This window comes from Micromonospora fulviviridis, from assembly GCF_014648395.1.
GTDB lineage: Bacteria > Actinomycetota > Actinomycetes > Mycobacteriales > Micromonosporaceae > Micromonospora > Micromonospora fulviviridis.
In genome coordinates this window covers 979,905-997,532 of record NZ_BMRA01000001.1, presented here as the reverse complement: position 1 = coordinate 997,532, position 17,628 = coordinate 979,905, and the positions used below count along the sequence as shown (strand labels likewise).

Sequence of the window (17,628 nt, the reverse complement as noted above, 5' to 3'; positions counted from 1 at the left end):
TCCGGCGGTCCCCCTCACGGGTGGCCGCCGGACGTCGTTTCCGGCGTCAGACGTCGAAGGTGGCCGGGCGCTCCGTCGCCGGGGGCGGCGGGGTGGCCTTCCACAGGCCGGTCTTCTGCGCGGCCAGTCGGGCCAGGTAGGCCGGGTTGAGGATGAGGTAGCGGCGCCAGAGCCGCTTCGGCTCCAGGCCGAGCCGCCAGAACCACTCCAGCCCGGCCCGCTGCATCCACGGCGGCGGGTTGCGCAGCAGCCCGGCGTGGTAGTCGAACGCCGCGCCGACGGCCATCAGCGGCATGTCCAGCAGCGGCCGCATGGCGTAGGCGAAGACCTCCTGCCGGGGGCAGCCCAGCCCGACCAGGACGAGGCGGGCGCCGCTGGCCTTGACCCGGTCGGCGATCTCGGCGTCCTCGCCCGGCTCCAGGGAACGGAACTTGGACGGCTCGACGCCCGCGATCTTCAGCGCCGGGAACTTCCGCTCCAGGGCCGGGATGAGGCGGGACAGGGTCTCCTCGGTGGAGCCGTAGAGGTAGACCGGCAGCCCCTCGTCGGCGAAGCGGGCGAGCACCCGGAGGGTGAGCTCCGGCCCGTAGACCCGGTCGGTGAGGCCGGCGCCGTGCAGCAGGTTGAGCGCCCAGCGCACCGGCTGCCCGTCCGGGGTGACCACGTCGAAGGAGTTGAGCCGGGCGTTGTGCGCCGGATCGAGCACCCCGGTCATCACGCCGTGCACGGCCAGCGCGGTGAGGGCCAGCGGGCGGCGGTCGTGCGCCGCCGCGAACACGGCCTCGGTGGCCCGGGCGTAGTCGGTCGCGTCGACGAGTACGCCGAGCACGTTCCGCTTGGTGCCGGTGGTCATGCCTTCGGCACCCACTTGTCGACGTTCGCCTCGTAGATCTCCCGGAGGATCATCGGCACGTCGTAGGTGATCTTCCAGTTCGGGTAGTGCTCCTCGAACCGGGCCATGCTGCTGACGTACCACTGGTGGTCGCCGGTGCGGGCCTGCTCGACGTAGTTGATCTTCGCCACCCGGCCGGTGATGTCCTCGGCGATCCGGAACGCCTCGATGTGCGAGGTGTTCGAGTGCCGGCCGCCGCCCAGGTTGTAGACCTGCGCCGAGCGCGGCTCGCGGAAGAACGCCTCGAACGCGGTGAGCACGTCCCGGGAGTGGATCGCGTCCCGGACCATCTTCCCCTTGTAGCCGTACAGGTTGTACGTCCGGCCCTCCATGACGCAGCGCATCAGGTAGGCCAGGAAGCCGTGCAGCTCGGCGGCGGAGTGCGCCGGGCCGGTCAGCGTGCCGCCCCGGAAGCAGGCGGTCTTCATGTCGAAGTACCGGCCGTACTCCTGGACCATCACGTCCGAGGCCACCTTGGAGGCGCCGAAGATCGAGTGCAGCGACTCGTCGATCGACATGTCCTCGGTGATGCCGTCGTACCAGGGGTGGTCCTCGGGCAGCTCGTAGCGGGTCTCCAGCTCGATCAGCGGCAGGGTGTTCGGGCGGTCGCCGTAGACCTTGTTGGTCGAGCAGTGGATGAACGGCGCGTCGATGGCGTGCCGCCGGGTGTTCTCCAGCACGTTGAGGGTGCCGCCGGCGTTCACGTCGAAGTCGGTGTACGGCTCCTTGGCGGCCCAGTCGTGGCTCGGCTGGGCGGCGCTGTGGATCACCACGGCGATGTCCGAGCCGTACTTCTTGAAGACCTGCTCCAGGCCGTCCCGGTCCCGGATGTCCACGGCGTGGTGGGTGTAGGCACGGCCCAGCTCGGCGGCGAGGCGGTCCAGGCTCCAGGCGGTCGACCCGTCCTCGCCGAAGAAGTACCGGCGCATGTCGTTGTCGATGCCGACCACGTCGAGACCGAGGCCGGCGAAGTGCCGGGCCGCCTCGGAGCCGATGAGACCGCCCGAGCCGGTCACCAACGCGACACTCACACGCCACTCCTGGTCCATCGGGGCAGGGGAACCATCGGAGCATAGCGTGATGTCCGGCACGCCCCGATACGGCGCGAGGGCCCCGCTGTCGCGGAGCCCTCGTGATGGTGGGGAAGGGGGGAGTTGAACCCCCACGCCCTTTCGGGCACACGGACCTGAACCGTGCGCGTCTGCCATTCCGCCACTTCCCCGTGGCTGACCTGCAACACCGTATCTCATCCCGCTCCCGCCGTCTGCGGCGGGTGCCCGGACATATTACGCTGTTCCCGGTCATCGCCACGAGCGATCACCGTTCGTGGCGGACGAAACTTTAGCACGACCGCGGGGCTGGTCACGAACGGGCTGCCGGCTGCCGGCCGAGCGGCGTGTGAGCTGCGGAGGCGGTGTCCGGATACCATCATTGCCTCGGGACCCGAGGAGGAGCCGGTGAGCGTGCTGCAACGCTTCGAGAAGCGTCTGGAAGGCCTGGTCGAGGGGGCCTTCGCCAAGGTCTTCAAAGGGGTGGTCCACCCCGTGGAGATCCTCAACGCCATGCAGCGGGAGGCCGAGGCGCACAAGGCGATCCTGGCCGGTGGGCGCACGTTGGTGCCCAACCGCTACGTGATCGATCTCTCGCCCTACGACCACAGTCGGCTGGCGCCGTACGCCGCCGCGCTGGCCCAGGAACTGGCCCAGTCGCAGGCGGAGTTCATCGGCGAGCAGGCCTGGACGGTCTACGGCGACGTGATCGTGGAGGTCGAGCGTGGTGAGGGGCTCGACACCGGCATGTTCCGGGTCACCGCGGAGGTCTACACCGGCGGCGAGGTCGCCCCGGTCTCCGCGCCCGGTGGCTACGACGCCGGCCCGGCCTACCCCGCCTACGACCAGGGTGGCGGCTACGGCCCGCCGCCGGGGCACGGCGGTGGCCGCAACGTCCGCCTGGTCTCCGGCGACGGCCGCACCTACCCGCTCCAGATGGGCTCGACGGTGATCGGCCGCGGCGACCAGGCCAACCTGCGCCTGCCCGACGTCGGCATCTCCCGGCGCCACGCCCGGCTCGACTTCGACGGCGGCCAGGTCGTGCTGACCGACCTCGGCTCCACCAACGGCACGATGGTCAACGGCCAGCGCGTCTCCGCGGTCGCCCTCAACCCGGGCGACATGATCCAGCTGGGCACGACCACCCTGACCTTCCGCGTGGACGGCTGACCCGCGTTGCCGGAACTCGTCATCACCGTCGCCCGGTTCGGGTTCCTCATCCTGCTGTGGATCTTCGTGTTCACGGTGGTCGGAGTGATTCGCCGGGACCTCTTCGCGGGGGCCCGGTCGGGTCGCCTGGTGGCCGCGCCGCGCGCGGTCGGGGCCTCGACCGGGCAGCCGGCGAAACCGGCGAAGGTGAAGCGGGGCAGGGCGGCGCACCAGCTGGTGGTCACCGCCGGTCAGTTGGCCGGCACCCGGATCACCCTCGGCGAGGCTCAGATCACGATCGGTCGGGCCGAGGACTCCACCCTGGTGATCACCGACGATTACGCCTCGGCGCGGCACGCCCGGCTCGTGCCGCGCGAAGGGCAGTGGTTCGTCGAGGACCTCGGATCGACTAACGGCACCTACCTGGATCGCGCTAAGGTCACCGGACCAACCCCCGTCCCCCTCGGCGTGCCGATCCGGATCGGCCGCACTTCCCTCGAATTACGGCCATGACTCTGACCCTGCGCTATGCGGCCCACAGCGACCGCGGTCTGATCCGAGACGGTAATCAGGATTCCGTCTACGCCGGGCCGCGGCTTCTTGCCGTTGCCGACGGCATGGGCGGCATGGCCGCCGGTGACGTCGCCAGCAACATCGTCATCGGTGCCATGGCGCCCCTCGACGAGGACGTCCCTGGGGACGCCCTCGTCGACGCGCTGCGTTCCGCCGTCGGCACCGCCAACCAACAACTCCGCGACACCGTGGACGCCAACCCGCAGCTGGAGGGGATGGGCACCACGCTCACCGCGACCCTCTTCTCGGGCAGCAAGCTCGGCATGGTCCACATCGGTGACTCGCGGGCCTATCTCCTGCGCAACGGCGAGTTCGCCCAGATCACCAAGGACGACACGTACGTCCAGATGCTCGTCGACGAGGGCCGGATCAGCGCGGAGGAGGCGAGCAGCCACCCCCAGCGCTCGCTGCTCACCCGCGCGCTGGACGGCCGGGACATCGACCCGGAGTACAGCGTCCGGCAGGTTCTTCCCGGTGACCGCTACCTGATCTGCTCGGACGGCCTGTCCGGCGTGGTCAGTGCGGACACCATCGCCGACACCATGCGTGAGTACACCGACCCGCAGCAGTGCGTGGAACGGCTGGTCCAGCTCGCCCTGCGCGGCGGCGGCCCGGACAACATCACGGTGATCATCGCGGACGCCACCGACCAGGACATCGTCGAGGCATCCCCGATCGTCGGCGGCGCCGCCGCCCGCGACCGCGGCATGGCCACCTCGGCCGACGTCTCCACCCCGGCGGCCCGCGCCTCGGCGCTGTCCGCCCCCCGGGCGCCCGCGCCCGAGGAACCGGTGGACACCCGCGACGACGAGCCCGACCGGCGCGGTCGGCACCCGCTGCGTACCGCGGCGATGCTGCTGGCGCTGCTGGTCATCGTCGGCGGCGGCGTCTTCGGCGGGTGGAGCTACACCCAGCGCCAGTACTACGTCGGGGCCACCGACGACGGGCAGCTCGCCGTGTTCCGTGGGGTCCCGGGCCAGGTCGCCGGGCTCGACCTGTCCAATGTGCACGCCACCAGTGAGGCCAAGCTCGACGACCTCACCCTGGCCGCCCAGGAGCAGGTCAAGCAGGGCATCCAGGCCAAGAGCGAGCCGGACGCCGAGCGCCGGCTGGCCGAGCTGACCAGCGACGACCCGGCCAACCCGAACCTGAAGCCGCTCTGCCCGCCCAGCCCGACGGCCGGACCGGCCAGCCCGACGCCGTCCGTGACCGGCAGCCCGCTGGCCCCGGCGGTCAGCGGCAGCGCCGTCCCACCGGCCAGCGCCACGGCCACGGCCACGGCCTCCGCAGCGCCGACGACGACGCCGACCACCACGCCCGACGCCGTCCCCTCCGACACGGTTCCGCCGGTCGACCCGGCCGGCTGCCGGTCGCCGGAGTGAGCACCGGCTCGACCCCGAGGACGCATTCGTGACCGCAGCCGCCGTACCGGCAGCCTCGCCCGCCTCGACGGGCGAGCAGCCCGGCGTACGCCTGGCCCGGTCCCGGCGGAACGCCGAGCTGTCCCTGCTGCTGCTCGCCATGGTGCTGGTGGCGGCATACGCGGCGACGGTCGAGGCGAACGTGCTGGACACGGTCACCACGGACTTCTGGATCCCGGCCGCCGCGCTGGGGCTGGTCTTCCTGGGCCTGCACCTGGTGATCCGCTGGCTGGCGCCGTTCGCCGATCCGGCGCTGCTGCCGGCGGTCGCCCTGCTCAACGGCATCGGCGTCGGCTTCCTGCGCCGGTACGACCTGGCCCAGGCCACGCCGGAGGAGCGGGAGACCCTGGCCATCTTCGCCGGCACCGGCGGGCGGCAGCTCGCCTGGACGCTCGGCGCGGTGGTGCTCGCCGCCGCGCTGCTGGCGATCATGCGGGACCACCGGTCGCTGTCGCGGTACGCGTACACCCTGGGTCTGGCCGGCATCGTGCTGGTGATGATCCCGGCGGTGCTGCCGGGGCGGTTCTCCGAGGTCAACGGGGCGAAGCTCTGGATCATCGTGCCCGGGCTGGGGCAGATCCAGCCGGGCGAGTTCGCCAAGCTCGCCCTGCTCGCCTTCTTCGCCTACTACCTGGTCCGCAAGCGCGAGGTGCTCTCGCTGGCCAGCCGGCGGGTGCTCGGCATCGACTTCCCGCGCGGCCGGGACCTCGGCCCGGTCCTCGTGGTCTGGATGATCAGCCTCCTGGTGCTGGTCTTCGAGAAGGACCTGGGCACCTCGCTGCTCTACTTCGGCATGTTCGTGGTGACGCTCTACATCGCCACGGAACGGGTGAGCTGGCTGCTCATCGGCCTGATCCTGTTCTTCGGCGGCGCCTACCTGGCGTACGTGCTGGGCAGCACGGTCGGTGGCCCGTTCGCCAACTTCTACGACCGGGCGCAGATCTGGCTGGACCCCTTCGCCGAGCCGTACGACCGGGGCTACCAGCTCGTCCAGGGTCTGCTCACGCTCGGCACCGGCGGCCTGTTCGGTGCCGGCCCGGGTGGTGGCCAGCCCACCCTGCTGCCCGAGGTGCAGACCGACTTCATCTTCGCCGGCATCGGTGAGGAGATCGGCCTCTTCGGCCTCTCCGCGCTGCTGGTGATCTACCTGCTGATCGTCGAGCGGGGGCTGCGGGCCGCGCTCGCGGTCCGGGACTCGTTCGGCAAGCTGCTCGCCGGCGGCCTGGCCTTCACCTTGGGCCTCCAGGTCTTCGTCATCGTCGGCGGGATCAGCAAGCTCATCCCGCTGACCGGCCAGACCACCCCGTTCCTCTCCGCCGGCGGTTCCTCGCTGATGGCGAACTGGCTGCTGATCGCGGTCCTGCTCCGAGTCTCCGACGGCGCCCGCCGTCCGGTGACCGGAGGCGGCGGCCCGGCGGCCCGGCCCGCGGGTGGCCCGCCCGAGCAGCTGCACGGTGCCCCCACGGAGGTGATCCGGCCGTGAACGCACCCCTGCGCCGCGTCGGCGTCGTCGTCATGATCCTGTTCGGGTTGCTCTTCGCCAACCTGAACTGGATCCAGGCCTACAAGGCCGACGAATACCGCAACAGCGACTACAACGGCCGGGTCCAGGTCGCCGAGTACGAGCGCAAGCGCGGCAACATCGAGGTCGGCGGCACCGCGTTCGCGCTCAGCAAGGAGACCGACGGGAAGCTGAAGTTCCAGCGCACCTACCCCGGTGGCGCCATGTACGCGCACGTGCTCGGCTACAAGCCGGTCAACCTGGGCGACACCGGCATCGAGCGGCTCGAGAACGACTTCCTCGCCGGCACCAGCGACCAGCTCATCGCCAACCGGATCAAGGACATGTTCACCGGTGACCAGACCGGTGGCGGCAATGTCCTGCTGACCCTCTCCAAGCGGGCCCAGGAGACGGCGTACAAGCAGCTCAACGACAACCAGGTCGGGGCCACCCGGGGCGCGGCCATCGCGATCGACCCGCGCACCGGGGCGGTGCAGGCGCTGGTCTCCATGCCGAGCTTCGACCCGAACCCGCTGGCCAGCCACGACACGAACGAGGCCACGGCCGAGTACAACAAGCTCGACAAGGACAAGGACCGCCCGCTGGCGAACCGGGCGCTCGCCGAGACCCTGCCGCCGGGCTCCACCTTCAAGATCGTGGTGGCCGCGGCGGCGCTGGAGAACGGCGTGGGCCAGCAGACCGAGATCCCGGCCGGGTCGAGCTACACGCCGCCCACCTCGGGCCAGCCGATCCGCAACGCCGCCCCGTCGATCTGCCCGCAGTCCGAGGTCACCTTGCGTCAGGCGGTGACCCAGTCCTGCAACACCGGCTTCGCCCAGCTCGGCGTCCGGCTCGGCGCGGACAAGATCAAGGAGAAGGCCCGCCAGTTCGGCTTCGAGCAGGAAGACCTCTCGGTCGGCGAGTCCGGCGAGAAGGGCGGCCTGCCCGTGGCGGCCAGCCGCACCGGCGAGATGACCGCCCCGGGTGGCGGCACCGACCCGGCTGCCCTGGCCCAGTCCTCCATCGGCCAGCGCGACGTACGGATGACCCCGTTGCAGGGCGCGCTGATCGCCGCCACGGTCGCCAACGACGGCAGCCAGATGCGGCCGTACCTGGTCAAGCAGCTGCTCGGGCCGGACCGCACCACCGTCTACGACCCCGCCAAGCCGCGCGAGCTGCGCCAGCCGATCAGCAGCCAGGTCGCCAAGGACCTGCGCGACATGATGGTGAACGTGGTGAAGGAGGGCACCGGGCGGAAGGCCGCCATCGAGGGCTACACCGTCGGCGGCAAGACCGGCACCGCCCAGTCCGGCCCGAACACCCCGGACCACGGCTGGTTCATCGGCTTCGCGCTGGACAAGAACGGCACCCCGGTCTCGGCCGTGTGTGTCGAGCTGGAGCAGGCGGGCAGCGGCGGCAGCGCCGAGGCGGCCCGAATCGCCGGTCGGATCATGGCGGCGGCCATCGCGGAAGGCCGCTGAGATGCTCAGCCCGGGGGTGCAGCTCGGCAACCGCTACCGCCTCGACGAGCGGATCGCCAGCGGGGGCATGGGCGACGTCTGGCGCGGCACCGACCAGGTGCTGGGCCGTACCGTCGCGGTCAAGAGCCTGCTCCCCGCCCTGCTCGACGAGCCGGGCTTCGCCGAGCGGTTCCGCGGCGAGGCGCGCACCATGGCCACCATCAACCACCCCGGCGTGGTCGACGTCTACGACTTCGGCAGCGACCAGCAGATCGCCTTCCTGGTGATGGAGTACGTGGAGGGCGACGCGCTCTCCTCCACGCTCAGCCGGGTCGGCCGGCTCACCCCGGCCCGGACGATGGCCCTGCTGGCGCAGGCCGCCGACGCGCTGCACGCCGCGCACGAGAAGGGCATCGTGCACCGCGACGTGAAGCCCGGCAACCTGCTGGTCCGGCCCAACGGCACGCTGGTGCTCACCGACTTCGGCATCGCCCGCTCCGACCTGGTCGGCCAGCTCACCGCCGCCGGCTCGGTGCTCGGCACCGCCTCGTACATCTCGCCCGAGCAGGCCACCGGCGCGGTCGCCACCCCCGCCTCCGACGTGTACGCCCTCGGCGTGGTCGCGTACCAGTGCCTGGCCGGCCGGCGGCCGTTCGAGGGGGACAACCCGCTCGAGATCGCCATGAAGCACGTGCGCGAGACGCCCCGGCCGCTCCCCGCCGACATCCCGCCGCAGGTCCGGGCCATCGTCGAGCGGGCCCTGGCGAAGGACCCGGCGGCCCGCTGGCCGAGCGCCGCCGCCCTGGCCAGCGTCGCCCGGCAGGCCAAGCTCGCCCTGTCACAGCAGGCGCGAGGCGGGCACCCGATCTCCGGCGTACCCGCGTCTCCGGCCGCGCCGGCCGCGCGGGCACAGGTGCCGACGGCCACGCGACCGCAGCCCCGCCCGCCCGCGGTGCCCGCCCGGCCGCCGGTGGCGCCGCGCCCGACCGCGGTGGCGCCGGCCCCGCAGCCGCGCCCGCCGGTGGCGCCGCGCGGCGCGGCGGCCGTCCCGCCGCCCCGGCAGCACAACCCCCTCGGGTACGCGCGACCGGCCGCCGCCCCGCTGCCGGCTCCCCGCCGTTCCACAGCGGGACGATGGGTGGCCGCCATCGTGGTGGCCGTACTGGTCGTGCTCTGCTCGGGCGTGATTTCGTACTACTACCGGAAGTACGCGGCGGCCGGTGACCCCGGCGCGCTTGCTCCGGCGGGCGTGACCTCCGGCGCGGTGCGGGCCCACGGGGGCGACTATCCGCTTCCCACGTCGTACCGTCGTGGGGTACGGCTCCAGCCGGCTGGCGGCGAGACGACGACGAGCGAAGGACGAGAGACGCGATGACAGCGCAGGCCCGCCTGCTCGGTGGCAGGTACCAGGTCGGCGAGCTGCTCGGCTACGGCGGCATGGCGGAGGTGCACCGTGGTCGCGATCTCCGGCTCGGTCGGGATGTCGCGATCAAGATGCTCCGGGCCGACCTGGCCCGGGACGCGACCTTCCAGATGCGGTTCCGCCGGGAGGCGCAGAACGCCGCGTCGCTGAACCACCCGGCCATCGTCGCCGTGTACGACACCGGCGAGGAGACCGCCCCGACCGGCGAGACGCTGCCGTTCATCGTGATGGAGTTCGTCAACGGGCGGACCCTCAAGGAGGTCCTCGGCGCCGAGGGCCGGCTCCAGCCGCGCCGGGCGCTGGAGATCTGCGCCGACATGTGCGCGGCGCTGGAGTTCAGCCACCGGCACGGGATCATCCACCGGGACATCAAGCCCGGCAACGTGATGCTCACCCAGACCGGCCAGGTCAAGGTGATGGACTTCGGCATCGCCCGGGCGCTGGCGAGCGGCGCCACCACGATGACGCAGACCAGCGCGGTCATCGGCACGGCGCAGTACCTCTCCCCCGAGCAGGCGCGCGGCGAGGCGGTCGACGCCCGCTCCGACGTCTACGCGGCCGGCTGCGTGCTGTTCGAGCTGCTCTGCGGGCACCCGCCGTTCGTCGGTGACAGTCCGGTCAGCGTCGCCTACCAGCACGTACGGGAGACGCCGCCCACGCCGAGCACCATCAACCCGGACGTCAACCCCGCCGTGGACGCCATCGTCCTCAAGGCGCTCTCCAAGAACCCGCTGAACCGCTACCAGAGCGCCGGCGAGATGCGGGCCGACCTGCTCCGCGCCGCCGCGGGCCGTCCGGTGCTGGCCACCCCGGTCATGCCGGCCGAGGAGACCATGCCGATGGCGCCGGCCGGGGCCGGTGGCTACCAGCAGACCCAGGTGATGGGCCCGCAGACCCGCCAGCAGGCGCCGGCCCGGGTCGGTGACGCCCGCAAGCGGAAGAGCTCGGCCTGGGTGATCGCCACCTTCGCGGCGCTTGGCGTGCTCGCGGTCATCGCCCTGGCCACCGCGCTCTGGCTCAACCAGACCGGCGCCGAGAAGGTCTCCGTGCCGCAGCTGCAGGGCCGGACCCAGGCGGACGCGCAGGCCGCACTCACCCAGGCGGGGTTGCGGTTCACCGCCGGCGACCCGGTGCAGAACGCCACCTGCGACAAGGGCACCGTGGTCGGCCAGAACCCGCCGTCCGGCCAGCGGGTGGAGAAGAACAGCGCGGTCTCGGTCCAGATCTGTGGCGGCCCGAAGCAGGTCACCATCCCGCCCGGCCTGGTCAACTCCACGCTCGTGAACGTGCAGGCGCAGCTGGAGAACCTGGGCCTCAAGGTCGACGTCAAGGAGGTGGACGGCAGCGCCCAGAAGGGCACCGTCACCAAGGTCGACCCCAAGGAAGGCAGCAAGGTCCTCGAAAACTCCACGGTCAAGGTGGAGGTGTCCCGGGGCAACGTGAACGAGGTGCCGAACGTCCTCGGCCTCTCCGAGGAAGAGGCGACAAGGCTGCTGCAGAACTCCGGCTACAAGGTGCGGACGCTGGACGGCGACGAAGTCGCGCCGGACAAGGTCGGCAAGGTCAGCCGGCAGAGCCCCAAGGGCGATACGAAGCTGGCTCGTGGCGAGCGGGTGACGATCTACGTCGACATCCCGCTGCCCGAGCCGACCGAGAGCGCCAGCCCGGGCACCCCGTCACCGGGCACGACGCCGACCACTCCCGGCGGCGGTGGTGGCTTCCCGTTCCCGACCACGACAGCGCCGGCCCGGTTCAGCCAGCCCTGACCCGACAGCTCCAGACAGGCGAAGTGGCGGTGTCCGGTCGACCCGGACACCGCCACTTCGCTTACCTGGCGTAGACGAACCCTCAGGCCGCCGCGAACGCGGCGCGGCGGCGGGCGTCGACCTCGGCGGCCAGCTCCGGGGCCCGCTCCAGTGCCTCCGCGTAGCCGCAGACGGCCAGCCAGTTGGCCAGCATGAGGTGGCCGCCCTCGGTCAGCACCGACTCCGGGTGGAACTGCACGCCCTCGATCGGCAGGGTGCGGTGCCGCATGGCCATCACCACGCCGGAGCCGGTACGGCCGGTGACCTCCAGCTCGTCGGGGAGCGTCTCGGGCAGCACGGCGAGCGAGTGGTACCGGGTGGCGGTGAACGGGTCGGGCAGGCCGGCCAGCACCCCGACGCCCTCATGGCTCACCTGTGAGGTCTTGCCGTGCAGCAGCTCCGGCGCCCGGGTCACGGTGGCGCCGAACGCCTCGCCAATGGCCTGGTGACCGAGGCAGACACCGAACAGGGGCAGCTTGCCGGCGTATTCCCTGATCACGTCGAGGCAGATGCCGGCGCGGTCCGGGCTGCCCGGTCCGGGCGAGAGGAGTACGCCGGCGGCGCCCACCCGGCCCACCTCGGCGACGTCGATCTCGTCGTTGCGCCGCACCTCGCAGTCCACGCCGAGCTGGCCGAGGTACTGCACGAGGTTGAAGACGAACGAGTCGTAGTTGTCGATCACGAGGACGCGCATCGGGGTCACCTGCTCGGGGTGGAGGGCGGGGCGTTGTTCGTCTCGGTGCTGTACGGGATCTCCTCCTCGGACGGCCGCTCACTCGGCTCGGTGAGCCCGCCACCGTCGTCCCCCGGCACGCCGGAGTCCTGGGTGACCTGCACGTCGTCGAAGGGGAGGAGGGGTTCGGCCCACGGGAAGACCACGAACCACAGCAGGGCGACCGTCGCGGCGGCCAGCAGCGCCGAGCCGATCAGCTTCCCGGGCAGCCCGAGCGGCAGCTTCCGCCAGATCCATCCGTACACGCGTCAGCCCTCCAGCTCGGCCGGGCGACCCGCCGACTTGGCCTGGACGTGGTCCAGCCGGGCGTGGATGATCAGCCGCTGGTAGTTGTCGAACTTGGGGTTGCAGGTGGTCAGCGTGAGCAGCTTCTCGGTCGGCGGCGTGTTCGGCTTGCCCGGCACCGGCGCGACGACCTCGACCTGGTACGGCTTGACGATCCGCTGCTGGTAGACCTTGTAGATGAACCACTCGCCCTGGGTCTCGACCACGATGGCGTCGCCCGAGCGCAGCTCGTCGAGGCGCCAGAAGGTGGCCCGGATGCGGTGCCCGGCGACGGCGAAGTTGCCCACCTGGCCCGGCATGGCGCTCTTCGGGTAGTGGCCCGGGGCGTACCGGATGTCGTCCGGGGTGACCCCCTCGACCACCACCCAGTGCTTGTCGAACTTGGGGATGTAGAGACCGGCGACCGGCTTCCCCTCGGCCGGGGGCTTCGGCTTGGCGCTCGGCCCGGTCGTCGGCCCGACCGTCGGGTCCGCCGCCCCCCACTCCTGGGCGAGCTGGCTGCTCAGGTCGTTCTGGTGGGCGTCGACGATCACCGCCTTGCCCCAGATCTCGTAGCCGGCGAAGAGCAGCACCACCAGGCCGAAGGTGATCAGCACCTCGCCGGTGCCCCGCACGATCGTCCGCAGCCGGGAACCGACGGTGGGCCGGGTCAGCTCGGAGTAGACGCTTTTGTACCCCTCGCCGGTCTGCTCCGGCCGGAGCTGCACCACCCGCTCGCCCCGGCGGGGGCGCGGCGGCTCGGCCGGTGGGCCGGCCTGGTCGCCGTCGCCGGTCTCCGGGACCGGGGGCACGGCGCCCATCAGCGCGGTGGAGTCGAGCGCCGCGGGGCGGGCCACCGGGCGACTGACGGCCGGGATCACCGCGGTCGCCCCCGGGTCCACCGGGCCGGTCGCCGGCGGACGCGTCGGGCCGGTCGCCGCCGGACGTGCCGGGCCGCGGTCGGCCGGGCCGGCCCGGCCGGCCGAGGGGGGCACGTCGGCGCCCGGCGCGCCGGGACGCAGCGGCCCACCGGCGGGGCGGCGATCCCGCCGGTCGCCGAGCGGGGGGATGAACGCGGTCGGCGCGTCGGCAGGGCTGGACGGCCGTGTCTCGGCGGTCGGCGCGTCGAGCCGGCGCCCGGGCTCGGCGGGTGTTCCGGCGGGCCCGTCGAGGCCGCCACCGCGCTGGTACCCGTCCGCCCGACCGTCAGGGGCGGCAGCGGGCGCGCCCGCTCCCGGACCGCGTTGGTGCCGGTCCACCCGGCCGCCAGGGCCGTCGGTGGGCCCGTGCGGCGCGGCAGGCGGACGCCCCTCGGACCGGGCCGGGGCCGGCGGGCGGCTCCGGTCGCCGGGCCAGGCCGGCGGCGGCTCCGCCGGCGGGCGCTGGCCCGCCGGCCGGTGGTCGCTGGTCGGTGGCGGCGCGGGCCGGTGCTCGGTGGTGGGTGCGGGCGCGGACCGGTGGTCGGCGGTCGATGGGGGCGCGGGCCGGTCCGGCCAGGGCAGGTCGAGCGGGGGGCGCGGCGGCGCGGGCGCCGGTCGGTCGACCTTCGGGAGGAACGCTGTGGGGTCCTCGCTCGGGTCGCGGTGGCGCCCGTCCCGCTCCCGGGGGTCCTCCGGCGTCACCGGGGCACCTTCGCCGACTGCAGTGCGGTCGAGTCCTCGAACGCCGGCACGGTGACCGTGGAGATGTTCTCGGAGTAGCCGAGCTGGTAGTGGTCGACGGCTTCCCTGAACAACCGGACTCCCTCAGACGCGGCGAGTTCCCGCTGGAACGCGGCGGGGTCGCCGATTGCCACGATCTTGAAAGGAGGGGAGTACACCCGACCGTGCAGCAGCAGGGTGTTTCCGACGCAGCGTACCGCGCTGGTGCTGAGGACGCGGACATTCATGATTGACATGGCCTCGGCGCCGCCCGCCCAGAGCGCGTTCACGACCGCCTGGACGTCACCCTGGTGGACGACCAGGTCGTCGTTGCTGGCACCTTTGGGCAGGGTCTGGTCGGCCCGCCGGGGCGCGTCGTTGAGTTCGATGGTGATGCCGCTGCCGGTGAGCGCGGTGAAACCGGCGGCCTGCCGCGTGGCGGCGGCCCGGTCCCGCTGCGCCTTGATCGGGCCGTCGGCGCCGGCCAGCTCGCCGGTCTGCTCCTCGACCTCGGCGCGCAGCCGGGCCGCCTTCGCCTCGCTGGCCGCCACCTGCTCGCGCCGGTCCTCGATCAACTGGGTGAGCTGGGGACGCCGGTCCTCGCGCAATGAGGTGCCGCCGGCCGTGGTCGCGGTCGTGGTGAACAGGAGCCCGGCGGCGGCGGCGATCAGGGGCACGCCGATCGACCAGCCCGGGCGGCGCTGCCGCGGCCGGCGGGGCAGCAGGCCGACCACCGCGCGCCGGAGGACCTTCTGCCAGGAGGCGGCGCCGGATGTGTACTCCACCGGGCGTTCCCTTTCCCGTCGTCTCGTTCCGGCCCGCGACGGCGCGGACCGGTCTGCTCGACCCGAAAAGTCCCGCCCTTTTCGGTAACTCCATGCACCGGCCTGACCCCATTCGTGGCCTGGACGGTCCGTCGGGACTACGCTAGCTGTCGAACATTATTGGCCATGGACCGTCGCCCCCGCGCCCGGTTGTCAGGCCGGACGAGGTCGTACCCCCCTCTGGAGAGCGTCGTGCCCAAGTCTCAGGTCCGCAAGAAGAAGGTGTACACCCCGCCGACGGACGTGCGTCCGACGGCGACGGCGGCGACGCGCAAGCCTAGCCCGGTCTGGCTGCCGATCACCGCGGTCGCGCTCATCGTGGTGGGCATCGGCTGGCTGGTCGTCTACTACCTCTCGGAGCAGGCGTACCCCGTCGCGTCGTGGGGTTACTGGAACCTCGCCGTGGGCTTCGGCGCGATGGTCTCCTCGTTGATCCTGCTCTCCCGCTGGCGCTGACCGGGGTCGCCTCGCGCTGACCGGTCCCGCCGCCGCGACACGGGCGTACGTCACGCCGGGACGCCCCTGACCGGCGCCCGGCGCCCGCTGCACCTAAGGTGTCGGCAGGGCGGCGTGGCCGGATGCGAGATGACTCACGTTACTGCTGGGTAACCTTGCGCGTAGGCTGCACTGACAAGCAGCAGACCGGGAGGCCAACTCGATGGGCAGCGTCCAGATCGTCACCACGATCCTCGCGGCCGCCATCACCGCCGTGGCGGTGTGGCTTGCGGTGCGCGCGGTCATGAAGATGACGGCCGTCATCCGGCTGGGGCAACCCGCGCCGGAGCGGTTCGGCGACAAGGGCGCCCGCACGAAGAAGATGCTGGTGGAGACCGCCGGCCACACCCGCATGCTCAAGTGGAGCGTGGTGGGCGCGGCGCACTGGTTCGTGATGGTCGGGTTCATCGTGCTGTCGCTGCTGGTGCTCGAGGCGTACTTCGAGGTGGTCACGCCCGGCGGCGGGCTGCCGATCATCGGGCACTGGACGATCTTCGGGCTGGCCACCGAGTGGATCGGGATCCTGGGCCTGGCCGGCATCCTGGTGCTGATGGGGATCCGGCTGGCCAACCGGCCCACCCGGCCGGGCGGCCGCTCCCGGTTCACCGGCTCGACGATGTGGCAGGGCTACTTCGTCGAGTGGGTGGTGCTGCTGGTCCTGATCTTCGGCTTCGTCATCCGCGGCTTCAAGGTCGCCACCGACCACTTCGAGTACCCGGTCTGGGCCACCCCGCTCAGCCACGCGGTCGGCGCCGCGCTCCCGGCCTGGACGGCCGGCGTCAGCGTCGCCGCCGTCATCAAGATCGCCATCTCGATGACCTGGCTCATCGTGATCTCGCTGAACGTCACCATGGGTGTCGCCTGGCACCGGTTCCTGGCGTTCCCCAACATCTTCTTCAAGCGCGAGCCCGAGAAGGCCGCTGGCTCCGGCCTGGGCGCGCTCCGGCCGATGATGAGCGACGGCAAGCCGCTCGACTTCGAGGAGGCCGACCCGGAGAAGGACCAGTTCGGTGTCGCCCAGGTCGAGCAGTTCACCTGGAAGGGCCTGCTGGACTTCAGCACCTGCACCGAGTGCGGCCGCTGCCAGTCGCAGTGCCCGGCCTGGAACACCGGCAAGCCGTTGTCGCCGAAGCTGCTCGTGCTGAGCCTGCGCGACCACGCGTACGCCAAGGCGCCGTACCTGCTGGCCGGCGGGGGCAAGGACCTGACCGGCGAGGAGAAGGCCACCGCCGCCCAGCTCGCCCACGTCGACGTGCTCGCCCTGGCCGAGGCCGAGAAGCCGCTGATCGGCACCGCCGAGGAGGGCGGGGTCATCGACCCGGACGTGCTCTGGTCCTGCACCACCTGCGGCGCCTGCGTCGAGCAGTGCCCGGTGGACATCGAGCACGTCGACCACATCGTCGACATGCGGCGCTACCAGGTGCTGATCGAGTCGAGCTTCCCGTCCGAGGCCGGCGTCATGCTCCGCAACCTGGAGAACAAGGGCAACCCGTGGGGCGCCCCGCAGAACACCCGCGAGGACTGGACCAAGGGCCTCGGCTTCGAGGTGCCGCGGGTCGGCGAGGTCGACGACTTCGAGTACCTGTTCTGGGTCGGCTGCGCCGGCGCGTTCGAGGACCGGGCCAAGAAGACCACCCGCGCGGTGGCGACGCTGCTCAACGAGGCCGGCGTCTCCTTCGCCATCCTCGGTGAGGGCGAGACCTGCTCCGGCGACCCGGCCCGCCGCATCGGCAACGAGTTCGTCTTCCAGATGCTCGCTCAGCAGAACGTCGAGACGCTGAACGAGGCGTTCGAGGGCCGGCAGAAGAGCAAGCGGAAGATCGTCGCCACCTGCCCGCACTGCTTCAACACCCTGGGCAACGAGTACGGCCAGCTCGGCGGCGAGTTCGAGGTGGTCCACCACACCCAGCTGCTGGCCCACCTGGTGGCCGCCGGCAAGCTCACCCCGGTGCAGCCGGTCGACGGCGGCGTCACCTACCACGACCCCTGCTACCTGGGCCGGCACAACCGCGTATTCGCCGCCCCGCGCGAGGTGCTCGGCGACTCGATCCAGGGCGAGCTGACCGAGATGCCGCGCAACAGCGAGCGCTCCTTCTGCTGCGGCGCCGGCGGCGCCCGGATGTGGATGGAGGAGAAGATCGGCAAGCGGATCAACGTGGACCGGGTCGAGGAGGCCATGGCCACCGGAGCGAAGACCATCGCGGTCGGCTGCCCGTTCTGCTCGACGATGCTCAACGACGGGGTCAACGGCAAGGGCGCCGGCGAGCAGGTCGAGGTCGTCGACGTGGCCAGCGTGCTGCTCCGCTCGGTCAAGCCGGACGCCCCGGCGGGCGAGAAGGAGACCGAGCCGGTCGCCGGCTGAGGCGTACCCCCGGAAAGAGTTGGACCACGACGGCGGG

Annotated in this window: 15 protein-coding genes and 1 tRNA gene; 9 read left to right on the top strand and 7 right to left on the bottom strand. The window is 72.0% G+C overall.

Features of this window, described 5'->3' with window-relative positions; all coding sequences use genetic code 11:
* Positions 1 to 46: 46 nt before the first annotated feature.
* The 3 genes from IEY96_RS04980 to IEY96_RS04970 form a co-directional block, all read right to left on the bottom strand.
* Positions 47 to 853 carry a WecB/TagA/CpsF family glycosyltransferase gene (locus IEY96_RS04980; protein WP_189193559.1) on the bottom strand — a complete coding sequence of 269 codons (807 nt, stop codon included), beginning with the start codon at positions 851 to 853 and terminating at the stop codon, positions 47 to 49.
* The gene (locus IEY96_RS04975) at positions 850 to 1,941 is read right to left on the bottom strand and encodes an NAD-dependent epimerase/dehydratase family protein (RefSeq protein ID WP_189193558.1); all 1,092 of its coding nucleotides are present in this window, start codon (positions 1,939 to 1,941) and stop codon (positions 850 to 852) included. The genes IEY96_RS04980 and IEY96_RS04975 overlap by 4 nt, the downstream gene beginning before the upstream one ends.
* An 87-nt stretch (positions 1,942 to 2,028) precedes the next feature.
* Positions 2,029 to 2,114, bottom strand: a tRNA-Leu gene (locus IEY96_RS04970).
* A gap of 208 nt (positions 2,115 to 2,322) precedes the next feature.
* Here IEY96_RS04970 and IEY96_RS04965 point away from each other — a divergent pair.
* From IEY96_RS04965 to pknB, 7 genes are read left to right on the top strand one after another with little or no spacing between them, the layout of a single operon-like run.
* Positions 2,323 to 3,111, top strand: a complete 789-nt coding sequence (locus IEY96_RS04965; protein WP_107078574.1) for an FHA domain-containing protein — start codon at positions 2,323 to 2,325, stop codon at positions 3,109 to 3,111.
* Positions 3,112 to 3,117: 6 nt separating this feature from the next.
* Positions 3,118 to 3,603 carry an FHA domain-containing protein FhaB/FipA gene (locus IEY96_RS04960; protein ID WP_091264705.1) on the top strand — a complete coding sequence of 162 codons (486 nt, stop codon included), beginning with the start codon at positions 3,118 to 3,120 and terminating at the stop codon, positions 3,601 to 3,603.
* Positions 3,600 to 5,045 carry a PP2C family protein-serine/threonine phosphatase gene (locus tag IEY96_RS04955; protein ID WP_189193557.1) on the top strand — a complete coding sequence of 482 codons (1,446 nt, stop codon included), beginning with the start codon at positions 3,600 to 3,602 and terminating at the stop codon, positions 5,043 to 5,045. The genes IEY96_RS04960 and IEY96_RS04955 overlap by 4 nt, the downstream gene beginning before the upstream one ends.
* 28 nt (positions 5,046 to 5,073) lie before the next feature.
* Positions 5,074 to 6,567 (top strand): FtsW/RodA/SpoVE family cell cycle protein, encoded by a 1,494-nt coding sequence (locus IEY96_RS04950; RefSeq protein ID WP_189193556.1) that lies wholly within the window; start codon positions 5,074 to 5,076, stop codon positions 6,565 to 6,567.
* Entirely contained in the window at positions 6,564 to 8,066 is a 1,503-nt protein-coding gene (locus IEY96_RS04945; protein WP_189193555.1) for a peptidoglycan D,D-transpeptidase FtsI family protein, read from the top strand. Before IEY96_RS04950 ends, IEY96_RS04945 begins: the two co-directional genes overlap by 4 nt.
* Position 8,067: 1 nt before the next feature.
* Positions 8,068 to 9,420 carry a serine/threonine-protein kinase gene (locus IEY96_RS04940; RefSeq protein WP_189193554.1) on the top strand — a complete coding sequence of 451 codons (1,353 nt, stop codon included), beginning with the start codon at positions 8,068 to 8,070 and terminating at the stop codon, positions 9,418 to 9,420.
* Complete coding sequence (gene pknB / locus IEY96_RS04935) at positions 9,417 to 11,234, top strand: Stk1 family PASTA domain-containing Ser/Thr kinase (RefSeq protein WP_189193553.1); 1,818 nt, start codon at positions 9,417 to 9,419, stop codon at positions 11,232 to 11,234. Before IEY96_RS04940 ends, pknB begins: the two co-directional genes overlap by 4 nt.
* A gap of 82 nt (positions 11,235 to 11,316) precedes the next feature.
* Here pknB and IEY96_RS04930 read toward each other — a convergent pair whose 3' ends face one another.
* Genes IEY96_RS04930 through IEY96_RS04915 form a run of 4 tightly spaced genes read right to left on the bottom strand, consistent with a single transcriptional unit; the run spans position 11,317 to position 14,695 of the window.
* The gene (locus IEY96_RS04930) at positions 11,317 to 11,967 is read right to left on the bottom strand and encodes an aminodeoxychorismate/anthranilate synthase component II (RefSeq protein ID WP_189193552.1); all 651 of its coding nucleotides are present in this window, start codon (positions 11,965 to 11,967) and stop codon (positions 11,317 to 11,319) included.
* Positions 11,968 to 11,972: 5 nt separating this feature from the next.
* Positions 11,973 to 12,251 (bottom strand): hypothetical protein, encoded by a 279-nt coding sequence (locus tag IEY96_RS04925; protein WP_189193551.1) that lies wholly within the window; start codon positions 12,249 to 12,251, stop codon positions 11,973 to 11,975.
* A gap of 3 nt (positions 12,252 to 12,254) precedes the next feature.
* Entirely contained in the window at positions 12,255 to 13,892 is a 1,638-nt protein-coding gene (locus IEY96_RS32500; RefSeq protein WP_229791379.1) for a class E sortase, read from the bottom strand.
* Positions 13,889 to 14,695: a DUF881 domain-containing protein gene (locus tag IEY96_RS04915; protein WP_189193550.1), complete on the bottom strand. Its 807-nt coding sequence runs from the start codon at positions 14,693 to 14,695 to the stop codon at positions 13,889 to 13,891. The genes IEY96_RS32500 and IEY96_RS04915 overlap by 4 nt, the downstream gene beginning before the upstream one ends.
* A gap of 231 nt (positions 14,696 to 14,926) precedes the next feature.
* Here IEY96_RS04915 and IEY96_RS04910 point away from each other — a divergent pair, with 231 nt between their 5' ends.
* Both IEY96_RS04910 and IEY96_RS04905 read left to right on the top strand, forming a co-directional pair.
* Entirely contained in the window at positions 14,927 to 15,190 is a 264-nt protein-coding gene (locus tag IEY96_RS04910) for a cell division protein CrgA (protein ID WP_091316105.1), read from the top strand.
* Positions 15,191 to 15,392: 202 nt separating this feature from the next.
* Positions 15,393 to 17,591, top strand: coding sequence for a (Fe-S)-binding protein (locus IEY96_RS04905; RefSeq protein WP_189193549.1), 2,199 nt, complete (start codon positions 15,393 to 15,395; stop codon positions 17,589 to 17,591).
* Positions 17,592 to 17,628: the final 37 nt, after the last annotated feature.